The 19,518-nt window shown below is 51.8% G+C and carries 21 protein-coding genes; 1 reads left to right on the top strand and 20 read right to left on the bottom strand.

What is annotated here, in order from left to right:
* Nucleotides 1-187: 187 nt before the first annotated feature.
* The 15 genes from ACI7RC_RS25690 to glmU all read right to left on the bottom strand — a co-directional run bounded on the left by ACI7RC_RS25690 (nucleotide 188) and on the right by glmU (nucleotide 15,247).
* The gene (locus ACI7RC_RS25690) at nucleotides 188-556 is read right to left on the bottom strand and encodes a S1 RNA-binding domain-containing protein (protein ID WP_408111015.1); all 369 of its coding nucleotides are present in this window, start codon (nucleotides 554-556) and stop codon (nucleotides 188-190) included.
* 90 nt (nucleotides 557-646) lie between these two features.
* Nucleotides 647-901, bottom strand: coding sequence for an FtsB family cell division protein (locus tag ACI7RC_RS25685; RefSeq protein WP_408111014.1), 255 nt, complete (start codon nucleotides 899-901; stop codon nucleotides 647-649).
* Between the two features lie 77 nt (nucleotides 902-978).
* Nucleotides 979-1,548 (bottom strand): spore cortex biosynthesis protein YabQ, encoded by a 570-nt coding sequence (gene yabQ, locus ACI7RC_RS25680; protein WP_408111013.1) that lies wholly within the window; start codon nucleotides 1,546-1,548, stop codon nucleotides 979-981.
* Entirely contained in the window at nucleotides 1,545-1,829 is a 285-nt protein-coding gene (gene yabP, locus ACI7RC_RS25675; protein WP_408111012.1) for a sporulation protein YabP, read from the bottom strand. The genes yabQ and yabP overlap by 4 nt, the downstream gene beginning before the upstream one ends.
* Nucleotides 1,830-1,952: 123 nt before the next feature.
* A complete protein-coding gene (locus tag ACI7RC_RS25670) occupies nucleotides 1,953-2,246 on the bottom strand; it encodes an RNA-binding S4 domain-containing protein (protein ID WP_408111011.1) in 294 nt (97 codons plus the stop codon).
* 28 nt (nucleotides 2,247-2,274) lie between these two features.
* Nucleotides 2,275-3,738, bottom strand: a complete 1,464-nt coding sequence (yabN, locus tag ACI7RC_RS25665; protein WP_408111010.1) for a bifunctional methyltransferase/pyrophosphohydrolase YabN — start codon at nucleotides 3,736-3,738, stop codon at nucleotides 2,275-2,277.
* Between the two features lie 19 nt (nucleotides 3,739-3,757).
* Complete coding sequence (locus tag ACI7RC_RS25660; protein WP_408111009.1) at nucleotides 3,758-5,398, bottom strand: putative polysaccharide biosynthesis protein; 1,641 nt, start codon at nucleotides 5,396-5,398, stop codon at nucleotides 3,758-3,760.
* 101 nt (nucleotides 5,399-5,499) lie between these two features.
* Complete coding sequence (spoVT, locus tag ACI7RC_RS25655; protein ID WP_408111008.1) at nucleotides 5,500-6,042, bottom strand: stage V sporulation protein T; 543 nt, start codon at nucleotides 6,040-6,042, stop codon at nucleotides 5,500-5,502.
* Between the two features lie 206 nt (nucleotides 6,043-6,248).
* A complete protein-coding gene (locus tag ACI7RC_RS25650; protein WP_408111007.1) occupies nucleotides 6,249-7,322 on the bottom strand; it encodes a peptidylprolyl isomerase in 1,074 nt (357 codons plus the stop codon).
* A 25-nt stretch (nucleotides 7,323-7,347) separates the two neighbouring features.
* Entirely contained in the window at nucleotides 7,348-10,917 is a 3,570-nt protein-coding gene (mfd, locus tag ACI7RC_RS25645) for a transcription-repair coupling factor (protein ID WP_408111006.1), read from the bottom strand.
* A gap of 135 nt (nucleotides 10,918-11,052) precedes the next feature.
* A complete protein-coding gene (locus ACI7RC_RS25640) occupies nucleotides 11,053-11,283 on the bottom strand; it encodes an anti-sigma-F factor Fin (protein ID WP_019123160.1) in 231 nt (76 codons plus the stop codon).
* 151 nt (nucleotides 11,284-11,434) lie between these two features.
* Nucleotides 11,435-12,004, bottom strand: coding sequence for an aminoacyl-tRNA hydrolase (gene pth / locus ACI7RC_RS25635; protein ID WP_019123161.1), 570 nt, complete (start codon nucleotides 12,002-12,004; stop codon nucleotides 11,435-11,437).
* A gap of 142 nt (nucleotides 12,005-12,146) precedes the next feature.
* Complete coding sequence (locus ACI7RC_RS25630) at nucleotides 12,147-12,773, bottom strand: 50S ribosomal protein L25 (RefSeq protein ID WP_019123162.1); 627 nt, start codon at nucleotides 12,771-12,773, stop codon at nucleotides 12,147-12,149.
* An 86-nt stretch (nucleotides 12,774-12,859) separates the two neighbouring features.
* Nucleotides 12,860-13,810, bottom strand: a complete 951-nt coding sequence (locus tag ACI7RC_RS25625) for a ribose-phosphate diphosphokinase (protein ID WP_019123163.1) — start codon at nucleotides 13,808-13,810, stop codon at nucleotides 12,860-12,862.
* A 60-nt stretch (nucleotides 13,811-13,870) separates the two neighbouring features.
* Nucleotides 13,871-15,247 (bottom strand): bifunctional UDP-N-acetylglucosamine diphosphorylase/glucosamine-1-phosphate N-acetyltransferase GlmU, encoded by a 1,377-nt coding sequence (gene glmU, locus ACI7RC_RS25620; protein WP_026074588.1) that lies wholly within the window; start codon nucleotides 15,245-15,247, stop codon nucleotides 13,871-13,873.
* Between the two features lie 156 nt (nucleotides 15,248-15,403).
* Here glmU and ACI7RC_RS25615 point away from each other — a divergent pair, with 156 nt between their 5' ends.
* A complete protein-coding gene (locus tag ACI7RC_RS25615) occupies nucleotides 15,404-16,456 on the top strand; it encodes a CobW family GTP-binding protein (RefSeq protein ID WP_019123165.1) in 1,053 nt (350 codons plus the stop codon).
* A gap of 12 nt (nucleotides 16,457-16,468) precedes the next feature.
* Here the strand turns inward: ACI7RC_RS25615 and spoVG are convergent, their stop codons facing one another.
* From spoVG to ACI7RC_RS25590, 5 genes are all read right to left on the bottom strand, one after another.
* Nucleotides 16,469-16,756 (bottom strand): septation regulator SpoVG, encoded by a 288-nt coding sequence (gene spoVG, locus ACI7RC_RS25610; RefSeq protein ID WP_019123166.1) that lies wholly within the window; start codon nucleotides 16,754-16,756, stop codon nucleotides 16,469-16,471.
* A 108-nt stretch (nucleotides 16,757-16,864) separates the two neighbouring features.
* Nucleotides 16,865-17,248 carry a RidA family protein gene (locus ACI7RC_RS25605; RefSeq protein WP_019123167.1) on the bottom strand — a complete coding sequence of 128 codons (384 nt, stop codon included), beginning with the start codon at nucleotides 17,246-17,248 and terminating at the stop codon, nucleotides 16,865-16,867.
* Nucleotides 17,249-17,380: 132 nt separating this feature from the next.
* Complete coding sequence (gene purR, locus ACI7RC_RS25600) at nucleotides 17,381-18,208, bottom strand: pur operon repressor (protein WP_019123168.1); 828 nt, start codon at nucleotides 18,206-18,208, stop codon at nucleotides 17,381-17,383.
* A 47-nt stretch (nucleotides 18,209-18,255) separates the two neighbouring features.
* Nucleotides 18,256-19,146: a 4-(cytidine 5'-diphospho)-2-C-methyl-D-erythritol kinase gene (gene ispE / locus ACI7RC_RS25595; protein ID WP_408111005.1), complete on the bottom strand. Its 891-nt coding sequence runs from the start codon at nucleotides 19,144-19,146 to the stop codon at nucleotides 18,256-18,258.
* Between the two features lie 124 nt (nucleotides 19,147-19,270).
* Nucleotides 19,271-19,453 (bottom strand): small, acid-soluble spore protein, alpha/beta type, encoded by a 183-nt coding sequence (locus ACI7RC_RS25590; RefSeq protein ID WP_019123170.1) that lies wholly within the window; start codon nucleotides 19,451-19,453, stop codon nucleotides 19,271-19,273.
* Nucleotides 19,454-19,518: the final 65 nt, after the last annotated feature.

Genomic DNA, 19,518 nt, shown 5'->3' with positions numbered 1-19,518 from the left:
AGAATATACATTTTGTATGTTAATTGGTCAGTCGTAGAAAAAAAATAGCCGACGGTTTTGGCGTTCAACGTCGGCCGGTAGGTGATTCGCGCTAGCGAAACGGGCTATATTAATCTAATTCGTCATATCTTTGAAATGACCTTCCTGTTTTTATCGTCATTTTCCGCGTTTGCAAATATATTTTTCTCTAGCGGCTGCGTCCCTTTTTGTCAATATGTTTTCGCAAAGAAGATAGACGATCCTCGCTGTCTTTCAAAAAACGATTTAACTTATCTTCAAATGCATCTCCACGCTCGCGCTGGTGACGAGGGGGCACATCCGGACGGTCGATTGCTTTCTTGATCGACAGGCCGATTTTCCCATCGCGAATGTTCATCACTTTAACGGTTACAGTATCGCCAACCTTCAGATGTTCATTGATATTCTTTACGTATGTGTCAGCAATTTCACTAATATGAACAAGTCCGGTCATTCCCCCAGGCAGCTCTACAAATGCTCCAAAATTGGTGATGCCTGTTACTTTCCCTTCAAGTTTGCTGCCCACTTCAACACCCATGAACGCGGATTGCCTCCTCTTTCTAGAATTTTAAGAACATTTAAATTATAGAAAAGGAGAAAAAGGATGTCAACGACATCCGCCCATCAACTAATTTTCAGGTATGACGTAAAGAATCTCGCCAGGCTTCGTCATGAAGTACTGCTTACGGGCCAACTCGGCCACATACTCCTTGTCATTTAAGCGGTTTGCCTTGTACGCCAGTTCTGCGTTCAGCTGTTTGGCAGCAGCCTCTTCTTCACGGAGCTGCTTTAACTGGGCTGCCTTTTCGTCAAGTATCCCGCTCTGCATGTAAGCAGTATAGCCCGTCCAGCCGATAACTGCGAACATGATGATCAGAAACATCCTTATTCTCCGCTTTTGCCCTTTCTTGGTTGTAGGGGAAGGGGCTTGACTCATCTATCGTTCTCCACCTTTTACAGCTACTTTTTCGGCTTTGGCTTAAACCAATTCTTCATTCGATTCCAAAATCCTGTCTTAGTCCGACTGAAACCTTTCCCGATCTTCCGACCCCAATTGACGAAAGGGGCGGTAAGAAACCGTATGATTCTCCATAAAAAATTGCCTATTGCCAATAATATGGAAAAGATAAACGTCAACAATATCCATATCAGTCGGACGATAAAGCGTACGGGGCTGATAATCAGCACATGAAACAACAAAAGCGTCGTTCGATAGCACCACTTACAGAATTTTATCACGATCAAGAGCAGTTGAATATACTTCTTACTTACTAGGACGAAGTACACATATGCCCCCGCCAATATGCCGAGAAAGATTGGCAGACGCACCACCCCATCATTCACCCGGACAAGCACAAAAAAGACCAGCCAGATACTGCAAAGCCAAAATGACAAATCCAATAAAAAAATCAGCCATCGCGGAATTCGCCCTTTTCCCTTAAACACTTGATACGTGTCGAAACCAATGCCCATCAGAACCCCGCACAACGACATAAAGGCGATGGTCTGGAATTGAACGGTTAGGCTCACTTGAATAACTTGCCGAAGAATCCTTTTGTTCGGTCTCCGGTCTGCCCCTGTTCAAGGTACCCCATTTCGTGTACAAGGCCTTCAATCGCCACTTCACCGGTTTCCAGACTCAGGTTTTTCATGTGCAGGTTCTGTCCGCGAATGGTCATAAACCCCGCTTCCGTCTCCAGCAAAAACTCTTCACTGTCGAAGCTTTCGACGTTTTTTACACCAGAAATGGCCAAGCTGCGGCGGTTAATCATCACTACCTCGTGACGGGGTCGCTTCGTTTGGTCGTACATGGCATACCCTCCCTCGTGACATCAGCGCAATCGCCCCTTAGCCAAGCGGAGCGATTTCAGCGGGTTCTTGTACCATGTTATGGGGAGGGATGTCCTTTTAGAACAAAACGGAGGCGAAAGAAGTCACCAGTTGAGATAGGCTTCCTCTTCCTTTTCATCGCGGGGTACAGGCACCTCGCCCAGTACCCTGTACAGGGAGGCCGCCTCTTCCTTCCGCGGGTTCTCCTTCAGGTCTTCCACCTGGACATGCACTACTTTTTGTCCAAAGCGTATCGCCAGCTTATCGCCGATTTTTACGTTGCTCGATGCCTTGGCCGGCCGCTCGTTGATTTCGATGCGTCCCTGATCGCACACATCCTTGGCCAAGGTTCGCCGCTTGATCAGCCGCGACACTTTCAGGAACTTGTCAAGCCTCATCTTTACACCACTCCTTATTCGGCGTACGTCACCGCTTTTTGGCTTCTTCCCACCACTTGTCCATCTCGGCAAGATCGGTCTGTTCGAACGTCCGGTTCGACTCCTGAAGCTTCTGCTCGATGTAGGAAAAGCGATTCGTAAATTTACGGTTTGTCAGTGCCAAAGCCTCTTCCGGGTCGATTTTGAGGAAACGGGCAAGATTAACGACCGCAAACAACAGATCGCCCAATTCTCCCGCCTGCTCCGCCGGTTCAGCTTCCTGCAATTCCCGGTATTCTTCTTCGATTTTCTTGTATACGTCGGCGATCTGATCCCAGTCGAACCCTACCGCAGCCGCCTTCTTTTGCAGTTTATAAGCGTACATCAGGGCAGGCAGGTCACGCGGAATCCCCGCCAGCTTCGATTGGGTGCTGACATCCTGACCTTTCGCCGCTTTTTCCTGCGCCTTAATCTCCTGCCAATTGGCCAAAGCCTCATCGGCGTCACTGGCACTGCGCTCGCCAAATACGTGCGGATGCCGGCGAATCAATTTTTCGTTCAGCCCGGCGACGATGTCTTCCACCGTGAAGAATCCGTCTTCCGCCGCCATTTGTGCATGCAGCATGATCTGCAGCAGCAGATCGCCCAGCTCCTCGCACATGGCATCGGGATCGTCATCATCGATTGTCTCCAGGACCTCATACGTCTCTTCAATCAAGTTTTTGCGGATGCTGCTGTGGGTCTGTTCGCGATCCCAAGGGCAGCCTTCCGGACTGCGCAGCGTCTCTACAATCCTCTTCAACGTGAAGAATTGCCTGTTTAAGACCGTCTGTTCCTGCGTCGGCGGAACGTATATCAGACTGAGATTCCCCAGGTGCTCTACCCGGTCCAGTTCAAACAGCGGTATCGACTCGACCCGCTCCAACTCGCTGACTCCGATTGCCGTAGCCACCGTCACCTGGTATTCGTCAGGAAACACTTCCATAAGCGTCAGCTTCACGTCGGAAGCGGTCAGCTTGTCGTATACTTGGGCGATGACCGTATGCAGCAGCGGATTGACTTGCTCGGAGCGAATGCTGGTCGCGTCCAGGAGGGCAAACCCGTCAATCGGATCAATTTGAAGTCTGGCGAACAGGGGGTCTAAAAAGCTTTGTCCTCCTTTGACCTCGACAGAAATGTCCTGCAGGGGAGCTTCTTTAAGCAGCAGCTGAACCGTCCTTTCGGCGACGAGCGGGTGTCCCGGCACGGCATAGACCAGTTCCCCCAGCTGCTTTGCCTCATCGAGCAGCGCGGCTGCGATCGAGGAGTAGACGGCATCAAACGTCCCGTGCCGTTCGTACACATCGTCGAAGGATTTCACGGCTACCCCTTCCTGCTCCAACTGTTCCACCACCGGATGTTCTCGTGTCCGAACATATACTTGATTCCCGTTTTTTAACAATCTATAACAACCGAGCGGAAGCTGGTCCAATGTCCCCGCTCCCAGGCCGACTACAATTATTTTTCCGGTCATTCGCGCCAAACCTCCTGTACTACTCTTTACGAAGTAATTTTAATCGAGTGAGCAGATTGGCCAATCGTTCTCCTTTAGGCAAAAAGCGCATGTCGGAACGGGTTAAACCACCGGTCACCAGCAGCGCCAACACATAGGCTGCAAGGCCGGCCACGACGGCGCCGAGCCCCACCACCGACTGTATCAGCCGCCCTTCAGGGTTTGCGCCACCCGCGAGTACGGCGAACAAGCCTTTCTCAACGAAGACAACAATTACGCTCATGAGCAAAGTCGAGAGAAATGGCTTCCCAAAAATTTGCTGAAGCCGCAGCTTTGCCCCCGTATATCGCATAATCGCCACCAGGTTAAGCAACATCGCCAGCAGATATGCGATGACTGTGGCCAACGCCGCGCCTGAGATGCCCCAGACCGGCACGAATGCCAGGTTGAGCAGCAATTTGGCCAGCACGCCAAAAAACAGATGCCTCGCCGGCAGGACCACTTTCCCTAGCCCTTGCAAAATGCCGGATGTAGCAATGCTCAGCGTCGCAAATAAAATCGTAAAGGCTTGTATGGCAAGCGCCTCCGTACCGTTGGAATCGCCGTACAGCATGATGTTGATCGGCTCGGCCAACAGCGAAAGGCCGAACGAGGCCGGCAAGCCAAGCAAAACGGTGAGCCGCAGGGCCACCTCTGTGCGGTACGAGATCACCTGATCTTTCTGCTGTGCGACGGCTTCACTGATCGCGGGAACCAGCGCTAACGACAGCGAGGTGGCAAAAAACGTCCCAAACTGGATCAGAGGCTGTCCGCGGTCAAACGCCCCTTTTAAGAGCACAGCTTGATCTTTATCAAGGCCGCTCCACTGCAGCAGATTGCTTACGGTAATGCCGTCCACCAGCGGGATCAACGGGAGTACCAAAGCTCCGATGCAAATGGGCAGTGCGTAATTCCAAATGCTGCGCAGCACTTCCCTGTTGCTGACGCTCTCCACCTTCTGGCGGTAGCCGTACGGGATCCTTGCCGCCTGGCTGCGCGAGGTGCGCCGCCAATAGTAAAACAAGACGACGACAGCGGCAAAAGCCCCGGGAAGTGCCGCAAAAACAGCGCCCGTCCCCGCCAGGTAGGCATCGTTGTAGACGGACATCGCCCAGTAAGCGGCGAAGATGATGACGATGACGCGCACCAGCTGTTCGACGACCTGGGATACTCCTGTTGGTATCATATTTTGATGGCCTTGAAAATAACCCCGCATGATCGCCGCTACCGGCACGAGCGGCAGCGACCAGGAGACTGCTCGAAGTGGCAAGATCAGGTGCTCGTCCCCCATGATTCTGGCGATCACCGGCGCGCCAAAATACAGCAGAAGAAAGAACAGGATCCCAAGCACGCCCAAAACCGTACTCGCAACCCGAAATGTCTTTCTTGCCCCCAAGGCATCACCGACGGCCAAGCGTTCGGAGACGATTTTGGAAATGGCAATTGGGAAGCCGGCTGTCGCCAAAATCAGCAGCGTGGTATAAAGCGGATACACCTGCATGTATACGTATAAACCTATGTCACCGGCTATATTCTGATACGGTATGCGGTAGACGGCACCCAGTACTTTTGAAAGCAGACCGGCAATCCCTAAAATGGCGGCACCTTTGACGAAGTTGTTGGCGCTTCTGTCACTCGACATATGTATTTACGATCTCCTCTCAGCCCACAAACTTCGTCCATTATACCACACAACCCGTACAACGTAGAAAAAGCAGCCCGATCGTACGGACTGCTCACAGATCACTGCTCCATTTGTTTGGCCAAAAAGCCAGCTGCGGTCTCGGCCATTTTTAATTCCAGGTCGCTCATCTTGGCTGTGTCGCTCTTGCTGAGGAGAATGACTGCTCCGATCGGATCACCACCGGCTACAATTGGCGCAACAACAAAGGAGGAGTAGTTCTCTGGTAAATCCCGGCATATTTCATATTGCCCGCTGTTTTTTTCGACCCGGCTCTTCCTGTCCTCCAAGGACTTTTCTACAATATTTCCGATTGGCTTGTCCATGTATTCTTTTTTTGAGGCACCGGAGACGGCAATTACGGTGTCCCGATCAGAGATAAGTACGACGTGGTTTAGACTTTCGTATAACGAATCAGCATACTCTTTTGCAAAGTCACCAAGTTCACCAATGGGCGAATACTTCTTCAAAATCACTTCCCCGTCACGATCAACAAAAATCTCAAGAGGGTCCCCTTCACGAATACGCAGCGTTCGACGGATTTCCTTCGGGATCACGACCCGTCCGAGGTCGTCAATTCGACGAACAATTCCAGTTGCCTTCATTCCTTGTTGCCTCGCTTTCTTGAGAAAATTGGGTGGTGGCTTCTGCATTACCTGTATTTTGTCCGTAAACCCTGTTTTTTACTATGCGCCTTATTTGTAAATTATTTACACCTCTACACTGCCCCCGGGTGGTGAGTGCTTTTAGTATTCGCTGCCTAAAGAAGAATATGCGACCAAAAAAAACAGGGAGTCATTTGACTCCCCGCTTAGGATTTTGCCGGTTGGGTTACTTCAGGCACATGCCATGCCGTTACCAGCTTGTCCATATCTTCTTTGACAAATTTCTCGAATTGATCAGGCAGAGCCTTTTTGCGCAGCTCTTCTTTTACCTGGTCAAAGGTCTTGTCCGACCGGCTTTCTACGCGAATGATGTGGTAGCCGTAACTCGTTTTTACCGGAGGACCAATTTCGTCGATCTTCTGGGTGAGGGCAGCTTCCTTAAATTCCGGAACCCATTGGTTTACATAAGCATCTTTGTACAGGCCCCCATTGTTCTTGCTTCCGGGGTCTTCCGAATGCTCTTTGGCCAGGGTGGCAAAATCCTCGCCTTTTTTCAGCTTGCCCTCCAGGTCGTTGGCGATTTTCAGAGCTTCTTCCGGTTTGCGGTTTTCTGTCAGAATCAGAATGTGCCTGACGCTTGCAATGGTAAATGCGTTTTTGTCAGCCTTCAGTTGTTTGTCGTATTCCGCCTTCAGTTCTTCATCGGTCAACTTCTTGTCCAATACCTCGACAGAATCGTTAATCGCGGCCATCATGCCAACCACTTCATCTTTTGTAATCTTCTGCTGCTCCATCAGCTTGGTAAATTTCGCCTCATCGCCTCCGAGCAGCGACAGATACTGGGTCTTGATCTGCTCGAAGGACTTCTCTCCAAGCTCTTTCGACGCGGCTTTGGTTTTGTCATCAGCCCGTTCGGCAAGAATCTTGGTTGCCAGGTACTGATGCATATAATTCTCCAACGATGCTTTATCTGCCGCCTCGATCATCATGCCTTCCTGCGGATTCATGAAATTAAGTGTCCGCAGGAATGAGGCAAATTCTTTTCCCGTCAACTTCCCGTCCTTATACTCCGCCAACGTGGCATTGGGATCCTCCTTGTAAGGAAAGGTCAAGGCCGGAAATTGGGCTAGAGGGTCATCAGCGGACGGCTGCTGGGCGGACGGCTGCTGGGCAGCCTGATCCTCACCCTTCCCGCATCCGGAGACAAGGGATAAAACAAGCGCCGACACTGATATCAACAAGGCGAATCGTTTGCTGAATAACTTAGTCGCTTTTTTCATAGATAAGACGACTCTCCCTTCTTCGTTATGGACGAACCTCCAGCTCATCGGCTATCACGTCGCCCTTACTGGTGTCTTTGCGAACCAGATGGAATTGGCTCAACAATCTTTCAACCATCTGTACGCCTTCTTCGATTCGTAACCCTTTTACTTTAACAGTTATGATGATTTGCTGTCCACCCGAGAGCCCGACTCGACGATCCCAGCTGCCGGTCAAGGCGAACAGCGCACCGCCGTCAATGTTGTTGTTCTGGTCCGGATGCAAGTATAACTTAATCACATCAGGATCTTTTTGACTAATTTCAACAATTCGGTGACGGATAGCGTAGACGCGCAAACGAGAGATGGTCAGCAGATTTTCCACCGGCTTGGGAATATCGCCAAACCGGTCGAGCAGCTCTGCCGCCAGGTCATCCACTTCTTCGAGTGAGGAAACCGCGACAAATTTTTTGTACATTTCGATCTTCTGGCGGCTGTCCGTAATGTACAAAGAAGGAATATAGGCGTCGATCTGCAGGTTGATTTCAACAGGCGAGCTTGCCTCCACCTTCTGCTCTCCTTTTAGCTCGTCGATCGCCTCTTTGAGCATCTGGCTGTACAAGTCAAATCCCACGGAATTGATAAACCCGTGCTGCTCCGCTCCCAACAGGTTACCGGCGCCGCGAATCGCCAGGTCGCGCATCGCGATCTTGAAGCCGGAACCCAGCTCGGTAAACTCCTTGATCGCCTGCAGCCGTTTCTCGGCAACCTCTGTCAGCACTTTGTCGCGCTGGTACGTGAAGTAGGCATAGGCAATGCGATTGGACCGTCCCACACGCCCGCGAAGCTGGTACAACTGAGACAAGCCCATCTTGTCTGCGTTATAGATTATCAGCGTATTCACATTGGGGATGTCTACCCCTGTCTCAATAATCGTCGTGCTTACCAACACGTCGTACTGCCCATCGAGAAAGTCCAGCATCACGGCCTCCAGTTCGGAGTCGTTCATCTGGCCGTGGGCGACCGCGATACGGGCATCAGGCACCAGCAGTGAGATCTGTTCAGCCATCTGCTCGATCCCCTGCACTTGATTATACAGGAAGAATACCTGGCCCCCACGAGCCAATTCTCGTTCAATCGCTTCCCGCACAAGGGAAGGACTGTATTCCATCACATACGTTTGGACCGGAAAGCGATTTTCCGGCGGTGTCTCGATGACGGACAGGTCACGGACACCTAGCATTGACATGTGCAGCGTCCGCGGGATTGGCGTTGCAGTCAAGGTCAGGACGTCTACATTGGTCTTAAGCTGCTTCAGCTTTTCCTTGTGGCTCACCCCAAAGCGCTGCTCCTCATCGACAATCAACAATCCCAGATCACGGAAGACAATGTCTTTGGACAACACGCGGTGGGTACCGATGACGACATCGACTGTGCCATCCTTTAATCCCTTAATCGTCGCATTTTGATCCTTGCGGGAGCGAAAACGGCTGAGTACCTCCACCCTGATCGGATAGTCGGCAAATCTCTCGGAAAACGTCTCGTAGTGCTGCTGGGCCAGAATAGTCGTAGGAACGAGGAGCGCCACCTGTTTCCCGTCCATCACCGCTTTAAAGGCAGCCCGGATAGCTACCTCTGTCTTGCCGTAACCTACATCGCCGCAGACGAGCCGATCCATGGGGCGTTTCTGTTCCATGTCTTCTTTCACTTCCCGGATCGTCCGAAGCTGGTCAGCCGTTTCCTGGTAGGGGAACATCGCTTCAAACTCACGCTGTTCCGCCGTATCCGGGTGAAACGCAAACCCGACCGACGCCTCCCTGGCGGCGTACAGCTTGATTAAGTCCTCAGCGATGTCTTTGACAGAAGACTGCACCTTGTTTTTGACTCGTTTCCAGTCATTCCCGCCCAGGCTGTAAACTTTTGGCTCTGTCTCTTCACTGCCCACGTACTTCTGGACGTGGTCAATCTGTTCGATCGGTACAAACAGACTGTCCCCGCCAGCGTAGCGAACGTGCAGGTAATCCTTGTGAATACCGAGAATTTCTTTGGTTTCGATGCCGAGATACTTGCCGATCCCGTGATTGATGTGAACGACGTAATCTCCCGGCTTTAATTCCAGGTAGTTCTTGATCCTCTCCGCGTTGCTCATCGTCTGCTGAACCTTGCGGGCTTTCCGCTGCTTGGCCGTGAATACTTCCCCTTCGGTTACGACGACCAATTTGTTTAACGGAAGCTCAAACCCGCTCTGCAGGTTTCCAAGGATAATTGTCGGCCGTCCCTCAGGAACTGTCTGGACCTCCTCCAGCAGCAGGTCAGCCTCCATCTCGTAATCGTTCAGCACCCGCTCCAGCCGCTTCGCACGCTCCACGTCGGCAGCAACGAACACAATCTGGTTGTGTCCCTTCCGCCAACGGGCCAACTCACTCTTTAATACGTTCATCTGACCGTGAAAGTTTTGCATCGTCCGACAATTAATGTTGACGATGTTTTGCGGCTGTGTTTTTGGCGTCTGGCGCAAGAACAGGGATTGATAGATAATCTGCCAGCGGTGTTTGTGCAACAGATCATCGTAGGTGGTAGAAAGGGACAAATTTGCCATAAACTCCCCACCTGAAACCCTGTTCATGACCCATTCGTTTTCTTCTTTTTGCATTTGGGTCGCGGTATCGATCACACGGGATGGCTCATCGATAAAAAGAATCGTGTCCTTGGGCAAGTAATCGAGCAGTGTGTCATGGTTTGGATAAATGACAGAAATATAGGAAAAAAGCTGGGGAAAGCGATGGCCTTGCTGCATCAATTCGATGTCGCCGCCAATTTTTTGCATCACGCGCTCTTTCGCCGCTCCATCCTTCAGTTTGCCGAGCGTCTCGCCCAGCTTTTTTTCCAGCCGGACTGCCGATTCCTGCAGCAGATCTGTCGAGACGATCATTTCCTTTGCGGGGCCGACCGTGAAGGTCTGAACGTTTTCCTGAGAGCGCTGTGTTGCCATATCAAAAGTGCGGATCGAATCGATCACGACGTCAAACAGTTCAATCCGAATCGGCCATTCCGAGTCGATCGGATAGAGGTCTACGATGCCGCCGCGCACGCTCAGCTCACCTTTTCGCTCGACCATTTCGACTCGTTCATACCCCAGCTCAATCAGCTTTTCCAAGAAGTCCTCGACGTTCAGTTCGTCGCCGACGGAAAGCTTTATCTGCGCTTCCTTCCATACGGAGGAGGGCACAACAAACCGGCGAACACCGGCGAACGGAGCAACCAAAATACCCGAAAAGCCTTGTGCCAGTCGGTTGAAGACGTGTATCCGCTGAGCCAGCATTTCGGGGCTGGCGATAGCCAGTTCGGATCCGATCAGTTCGTTGCCCGGATAGAGCAGCAGCTGCTCGTCAGGGAGAAGCTCAGACAAATCCTCGTACACCTTTTGCGCCTGATACATATTGTGAGTGATCACACAGATCGGACGGTTGGCCTGTTGGTATAAAGCGGCCATCATCACTTGACGGGCAGATCCGGCAAGACCGGAAACCAATTGTTCCGAGAGGCCTTGCGCCAGACCCGCTGTAATTGTTCCGAAATGGGCATCGTCTTTTATGGAGTTTATAATGACTTGCATTGAGGCAGTCTCCTCTCCGGTTCTCTCTCATGCGAAAATAGCCTTAGCTTCACCATAAGCCAAGGCCTGAAGACTGTATACCTTTCGTTCAAGTAAAGTGCCGCCGGCATTTTAACAAAACACCTCCGGATCCCCTTACTGCAGCGGATTCCCTACCAGGGACAGCTCGGGATGCTGGTTAAATGCGTCTCGGCAATAATCGCAAACGACACGAACGACGGTATCCCCGTCTCGTTCTTTGGATATTATATGTTGGCGTTCTTCCGGGGTCAAGGAATGCAGTCCTAATTCTACTTCAGAAACGGCTGCTTGATCCAGCTCCCCCAGTTTCATTCCACAGCAGCGGCAGACGTAAAGAAAACTCAATTGTTTCAACCTCCCAAGGCATCAGAAAGGCGGCAAGGAAGACCGAATCACTGCTACGATCTTCTCTTCTCTCTTCCTGCAACTGGATTTTTTCCAGATGTTACATCAATAGTATCTCCCTTGGGGGGTGAAAAAATACGAGTCTCGCACGTCAGCCGGCAGTTGTGTTATATCGGTTCATGACGAGGTCAAATCGTTCTGTCGCGGCCATGGCACACGCCTCAGCGGCCAGAGCGACCGCCCGCTCGATCAGCGGGTGCTCGCCAGTCGAAAAGGAGCCGAGGACGTAATCGCTTACATTCCGCCCCGGTTCCGGACGGCCGATCCCGACCTTGATCCGCTTGAATTCCTGCGTGCCCAGATGCGAGATCAGCGATTTGATCCCGTTATGCCCGCCAGCGCTGCCCTTTTCCTTTAGTTTTAAACGGCCGACGGGCAAATCCAGGTCGTCGAATACCACAAGAATGTCTGCCGGCGTTAATTTGTAAAATGAGACAATCTCCCTGACAGACTCGCCGGACAAGTTCATATACGTTTGCGGTTTTACCAGCAGCACCCGCTCCCCGTTGATCCGCCCTTCGCCGATAAGTGCGCGAAATTTGTTCTGGGAAACGGGGATCTGCCACTCGTTACTAACTTTATCTATGGCCATAAAACCGACATTATGCCTCGTATCTTCATACTGCCTGCCCGGATTTCCCAATCCGATCATTACTTTCATCGATGATTCCTCCACGATCAAGGTAAAGCAAACACTCGCTGATTCACTCCCTTTATTGTACAGGATATAGGCGGGGAAAAACAGTGTCGCTGAAAATCCGGGGCGAAAGTCGGAACTTCGCAGCTGTCCGTTCCTGGATCCTCTACACCTTGGCTGCTTCGTTGACAGGGGAATCGGCCTTTTCCGCCTGGGCCTCGGCTTCTCCTTCCGCTTCTATCGATTCGTCGGAGGCAGCTTTCGTAGGCAAAATGCTTACGATTACTTCCATTTCATCCAGTTCCAGATCAATCCCTTGGGCAATGTTCAGATCCTTGACGAGAATGACATCGCCAACCTGCATTCCCTCTACGTTTGCCGTAAAGGTCTCCGGGATGTCCTTGGGCAAGCAGGAAATTTCGACACTATGCCGTACGAGTGAAGCAATCCCATACTCTGGATGGCCAGTCAAAACAACCGGGACGGTAGTGTGTACCTTTTCGTTCAGATTGATCTGTTTAAAATCGGCGTGCAGCACATTTCCCTGAACGGGATGGCGCTGCAGCTCATACATCATGACCGCGTATTCCTGTCCGTCTACGCTCAGCGTTAGCGGCACATTGGTAGGCTGCTTGCGGAGAAGCTGATCCAACTCCAGGGCCTTTACCTTGATCGGCAGATTCCCGATTTCCGAACCGTATACTACAGCGGGGATCCATCCGGTGCGGCGCAACGCGTTCGTCGTTTGCCCTCCCCTTCCGGTGACTCTCATGGCGGCGTGAAGTGTTTCCATAGATAAACCTCCTTACAGAGCAGCTAGAAATTTCTTCCCTGTTTCTAGCTTGTCCCGGTAGGGAGGTTTTGACTCATGGCTGTCGTTTAATCAAACAGTTTGCTAACGGATAATTCCTCATGGACGCGAATGATGGCTTCCCCAATAATCGGCGCGACGGAGAGAACTTTGATTTTCTCGATCTGTTTTTCCGGCGGAAGCGGAATCGTGTTCGTTACGACCAATTCGCGAATCTTTGACGAATCAATCCGCTCAATGGCAGGACCGGACAGAACCGGGTGGGTGCAGCAGGCGTAGACTTCGCGGGCGCCTGCTTCGACTAACGCATTCGCCGCAAGGGTAATCGTCCCTGCTGTATCAATGATGTCGTCGATGATAATAGCTGTTTTACCCTCGATATTCCCGACGATGTTCATCACTTCCGCGACGTTTGGTTCTGGACGGCGTTTGTCGATGATCGCGATTGGCGCTTCCAGCCGTTCCGCCAATTTGCGGGCGCGCGTTACCCCTCCGTGGTCGGGAGAAACCACGACGATATCAGGCAGGCCCTTATCCTGGAAGTACTTGCCGAGAATCGGCACTCCCAACAGATGATCTACCGGAATATCGAAAAAGCCCTGAATTTGCGTCGCGTGCAGGTCCATGGCGATAATCCGGTGGGCGCCTGCAGTCTCGATCAGATTGGCGACCAGCTTGGCCGTGATCGGATCGCGTGCACGCGCTTTGCGGTCTTGACGAGCGTACCCGTAGTACGGGATTACGACGTTGATGCTTTTGGCCGAGGCGCGCTTTAACGCGTCTACCATTACCAACAACTCCATCAAGGTTTCGTTTACAGGGGCGCAGGTTGGCTGAATGACGAAAACATCAGCACCACGAACACTTTCATTTAACTTTATTTGACACTCTCCATCGCTGAAATGAACCGCCTCGGAATTGCCCAGCGGAGTGCCGATATGCTCGACGATCTCACGGGCAAGCTCAGGGTTGGCGTTACATGTAAAAACCTTCAGTTTGGGGTCGCGGTAATTAGCCATTTTTCTTCTAGGAACCTCCGTTTAGTCCTTTTTATTCTTTTATAGGAAATAAAGCTTGACTTACTTTGTTTTGCGAGGAAGCTTCGCCACGTAGCCCGGCTTGTTTACCTGGCGCTCGCGAGCGATCGCCAAAGCGTCTGCGGGAACATCCTCGGTTATCGTCGAACCGGCAGCGACATACGCATTTTTGCCAACCCGGACAGGAGCCACCAGATTGGTATTGCAGCCGACAAAAGCGCCATCCTCGACGATAGTCTGATGTTTTTGGGCGCCGTCGTAATTTACCGTAATCGTACCGCAGCCCATGTTGACGCCTTCGCCGATCTCAGCGTCGCCTACATAGCTCAAATGCGGGATTTTGCTGCCCGGGCCTACCTTTGTATTTTTCAATTCGACAAAGTCCCCCACCTTGGCGCGGGCGCCAATATGCGAACCGGGGCGAACGTAAGCGAACGGACCGACAGTGGCCCCCGCATCCGCCCGGGCATCGACGAGAACAGAGTGAGAGATCGTCACACCGTCTTCCACAATGACATTTGTCAGTTCGACATGAGGGCCGATTTTGGCGTCTTCCCCGATGCTGGTCTTGCCGCGGAGAATCGTGGACGGCAGAATAATCGAATCCCGGCCGATCGTTACATCCGTATCGATGTAGGTCGTGCTAGGGTCGATGATCGTAACGCCGTTGCGCATGTGCATTTCATTGATCCGCCGGCGCAAATACGCTTCCGCCTGGGCGAGCTGCACCCGGTCGTTCACGCCATTGGCCTCGTCGGGATCAGCAGCTTCAAATGCACACACCTTTTGTCCAGCCTTGCGCAAAATTTCAATGCAATCAGTGATATAGTACTCGCCTTGAGCATTATTATTATTTAGCTGTGACAAAGCTTCCAACAGTCTTTTGTTGTCAAAGCAGTAGATTCCGGTATTAATCTCCCGAACCGTCCGTTCTTCCTCGGAGGCGTCCTTATGTTCGACGATGCGCAGTACCTCTCCGGCATTGTCTCGAATCATCCGGCCATAGCCGGCAGGATCTTCCACAACCGCCGTCAAAACAGTAGCAGACGCCTGCTGCTGCAAATGATAGTCAAGCAAAGCTGATAACGTTTCTTTTGAGAGTAATGGAACATCGCCGTACAGGATCAGTGTTGTTCCCTCTTTGTCAGCCAAAAAAGGCACCGCCTGTTTGACCGCATGCCCTGTACCCAACTGTTCTTCCTGCAGGGCGTATGCCACCCGCTCGCCCAACAGGCCTTTGACGGCATCAGCACCATGTCCCACTACGACGACAATCTCCTCCACCCGCATGGCGGCAAGCGTGTCTACGACATGCTGTACCATTGGTTTCCCGCACACCGGGTGCAACACCTTATAAAGCTTAGATTTCATTCGCGTGCCCTGTCCTGCTGCTAGAACCACGGCATGTATGTTTGACATGATAGACCTCCAGCTTATAAGTTCCATCCTGACTATATCTTAATCACATGGTGATTTCAAGATAGCCAATGGAGGATTTCTGTCCAAAAATTGACGCTCTCACAAGAGACCGCTATCATAAAAATAACGTATTTTCTAGGATCGGAGGTATGGAAAATGCCGGCACAAATCTATCTCTTAAGCGGGTATCTCGGCAGCGGGAAAACCACTTTCCTGCAAAAACTGCTCGCGCACTTGCGAGGGCAGGGAGGCAACGTGGTCGTCCTGATGAACGAAATGGGCGAAGAGGATATCGACGGTGAACAAATTCAAGGCTTGGGTTTTCCGGTGAAAAAAATGCTGGATGGCTGCATCTGCTGTTCCATTCGCGGCGAGCTGGCAGAGAGCCTGAAAGAGATCATGACCGCCTTTGCTCCCGATCAGATCATCATCGAAACGACGGGTGTCGCCGATCCCCTCGACCTGATAGACGCCTTGACCCATCCGGAATTGTACGAACATACTGAATTGAAAGGCATCGTCAGCGTGGTGGACGCATCGCGTTTTCTGGACCTGACCTCCCGCCTGCATTCGAACAGCGCCCTGGTAAAAACGGTTCGCAATCAGGTCATGGCCGCCGACCTGATCGTGTTAAACAAATGCGACCTCGTCGAAAGCCACACACTTGCCAAGGTCAGGCAAAAGCTGAGTGAATACAATTCCGACGCACCTGTCTGCGAGACTGTGCACGGAGAAGCAGACATCCAGGCTGTTCTCACGCTCAAACGGCTGGCCTTCCGCTCTGTCGGCCAACCAGCGGAACGTCAACAGGAAACGAATCGCCGTCCTTCCGTCCAGAAAAGCATCGGCCGATTTTCACCGCTCGACAAGCTCAAACAATCGCTCGGGATGAGCACACCGCGGCAGACTTCCTTGTACCACAGTATTGAAACCTTTTCCTATCGCTTTAAGGGTCCCGTTGACGCCAAGAAGTTTGAAACCTTTTTGCGGGGATTGCCGAAAAACGTATATCGCGCCAAGGGTTACGTCGAATTCGTCGGCCAAAACAACCTGATTTCCTTCCAACAGACGGAAAACCAGGTCCTTCTCTTTCCCTTTGAAAACTTTGGTCCCAAAATGGTTGCCGTCTTTATCGGCGAGGGACTCGATCAGCAGTCGATTGTCGCTGATCTGGAAGCGTGCTACCCACAAGAAAAAGCACCCGTATAGGGTGCTCTTTCTTTACGCTCCAGCTTCGATCTGTTCTTCTTCCTCCAAACCGGCCCGTTCGTACTCGGCCAGAACAGCCGCCTGGATTTTCTCGCGTGTAGTAGACGAGATCGGATGAGCGATGTCACGGAATTCACCATCTGGCGTCCGCTTGCTCGGCATGGCCACAAACATGCCATTATTGCCGTCAATTACGCGGATATCGTGAACCACGAACTCGTGGTCGATGGTAATAGATGCAATGGCCTTCATCCTTCCGTCCGTGTTGACACGGCGGAGTCTTACATCAGTGACTTCCATCATGTTCACTCCCTTTTGTCTGATCCTGCCTACTACTTCAACATGATGGGTAAATATTCCTTCCACTTTCCGAAATATTGTAAAAAAAACAGAAAAAATCTAAACCCATTAGCCTATATAAGCGACAAGTTCTATTTCCACACCTACATCCTTCGGCAAACGAGACACTTCGACAGTCGTCCGGGCAGGCCGATGGTCGCCGAAATAACTGGCGTACACCTCGTTCAGGCTGGCAAAATCATTCATGTCCTTGATGAAGACCGTCGCTTTGACCACGTTGGTAAAATCAGCGCCTTCCGCCTCCAAAACCGCACGGAGATTGGAAAAGACCTGATGCGTCTGCTCCACGATCCCCCCCTCAACCAAACTGCCGTCCGGCTTTAACGGGATTTGTCCAGACGTAAAGAGAAAATTCCCTATTTTGGCTGCCTGACTGTACGGGCCGATCGCAGCCGGCGCTTTTTCTGTCGACACAAAAGATACTTTGCTCATGGATATCCTTCCTCTCTAATAAACCTGTATATGAAGCATTCTGTAAGAAGCAACAGAGTCCTGCTTTTTCCAGCGCTTTTTATTTGCGGCCAGCCGTGACTTCAAGAAGAAGAAACCAAAAGGACCAAGGTCCTAACTGGACTGCTCGAAGTAACTGCCAAGCGTTATTTTTACTTGTTTTTCCTTCACATCGACATCTTGCAGCTTCGCTAGCGAGACGTAGTCGTCGACAAGCCTTTCCGTTACATCAGCGGCCTCGACGAGTACCCCGCAGCCGACGACCGTCGCTTGAAATTCCTGCAGGAGATCGATCATTCCGCGGACCGTCCCGCCGGCTTTCATGAAGTCGTCGACAACCAGCACCCGGGATTGTTCAGCCAGTGCACGGCGGGCCAGTGACATGGTTTGAATGCGCTTGCTCGATCCCGATACGTAATTGATGCTGACGACAGATCCCTCCGTCACCTTGTTGTCGCGGCGTACGATTACGACCGGAACATTCAGGAAGCGGGCTGTGGCATATGCCAGCGGAATCCCCTTCGTCTCTACTGTCATGACCACATCTATCTCTTGGTCGACAAACGCCGTCGCAAATAACCTGCCGATTTTTTCGAGGGTCTGCGGGTTGCCCAATACGTCAGACATGTACAAGTAACCGCCGGGCAGCAGACGCTCCGGCTTTTCCAAGTACTGAATCAGTTCGCCCATAAACTGCTCGGCCTGCTCCTGTTTTGTCATCGGGATGTACTTGACCCCGCCGGCAGCCCCCGCCACCGTCTTCAACAATCCGACTCCTTCGCTTTCGAAAGCATCCTTGATGATTGATAAATCCTCACTGATGGAGGACTTGGCCGACCCGTATTGTTCCGAAAATAGCGTAAGCGGAATAAGCGTGTGGGGATGCGTGAGCAGGTATTGCGTCATATCTACCAAACGCGCGCTTCTGCGCATTTTTTTCATTTTTCTTCCCCCAAACAAAAACCGAATATTAAGTGTTAATGTACCATTTATGTACGGATTTGCGCAAGCACTTCCGCTTCCGTTCCGCCTAGTAAACGCACCGCGTAGACGTCTTTCACAAACCCGCGCAGCGCATTGTAGATGCGGTACACCTTGGCTTCCTTCTGCACGAGTGCGTACACGGTAGGTCCGCTGCCGGACATCAGCACCCCGTCCGCCCCCGACTCGATCATCAGATTCTTGATCTGACGCACCTGCGGATAGCGGGGAAGGGTAACCTCCTCCAGGACATTTCCCAACGCGCGGCACATGCCCAAAAAGTCCTGATCGCTGATCGCCTGGATCATCTCCTGGGCAGACGGGTGCTCGCGGATGTTGTCAACGTTCAGGTTCCCGTATACCTCGGCCGTGGAGACGCCGATCGGCGGCTTGGCCAAAACGACCCAACAAGGAGCTGGAGCAGACAGCAGCTTCACCTGTTCTCCCCGGCCTGTTGCCAGCGCAGTCCCTCCGTAAACGCAAAACGGCACGTCCGAACCGATCTCCTCGCCGATAACGGCCAACTCTTCCAGAGACAACTGAAGTCCCCACAGACGATTGAGCCCGCGCAATGTCGCGGCCGCATCGCTGCTGCCGCCAGCCAGACCGGCGGCCACAGGGATTTGCTTGTCGATGTATATGTGAACGCCGCTTTTTACCCCAAAGCGTTCTTTCAGTATTCGAGCCGCTTTAACGGCATGGTTTCGTTCGTCATCAGGCACGAAGCTGGCAGAGCACTCAAGCGTGATCTCATCGCCTGCAAGCAGAGTCAAATCGACCCGGTCAGCCAGATCGACCGTTGTCATAACCATTTCTACTTCGTGATATCCGTCTTGTCGTTTGGCGAGTACGTCCAAGGTCAAATTAATTTTTGCCGGCGCCTTAACTGAGATCCTCACCTTGTTCACCTCTGCCCGTGTTCTAGTATCCTTTCGTATTTTATTGTAACACAGGCGAAAAGTGAAGTGCCAGCGGTTGGAAAGGCACAAAGCCGGGAATCTACCCGGCTTGTTGTCAGCGAGTTTATTCGGTCTTTTGCTTGGCTAACGCTTCTTCGGCAATCTGGATAGCACGCTTCACGAGGTTCCCCGCATCACGAGTCGTGATGGCTCCCCATCCTTCGTTCTTAACGGTGTCGTAAAACCCCAGTTCTTTCGCTACTTCCAATTTAAATTGCTCAGACATGATGCCGCCTCTGCGACCCATGCGCAGCAGCCCCCTTTTCTCGCTGACAGGCATAGTATACGCTTCAGGGGGCAAAACAAAACAGT

This window comes from Brevibacillus sp. B_LB10_24, assembly GCF_046036945.1.
Taxonomy (GTDB): Bacteria; Bacillota; Bacilli; order Brevibacillales; family Brevibacillaceae; genus Brevibacillus_C.
The sequence above is the reverse complement of the archived record's forward strand: the minus strand, read 5'-3'. Positions and strand labels throughout refer to the sequence as shown.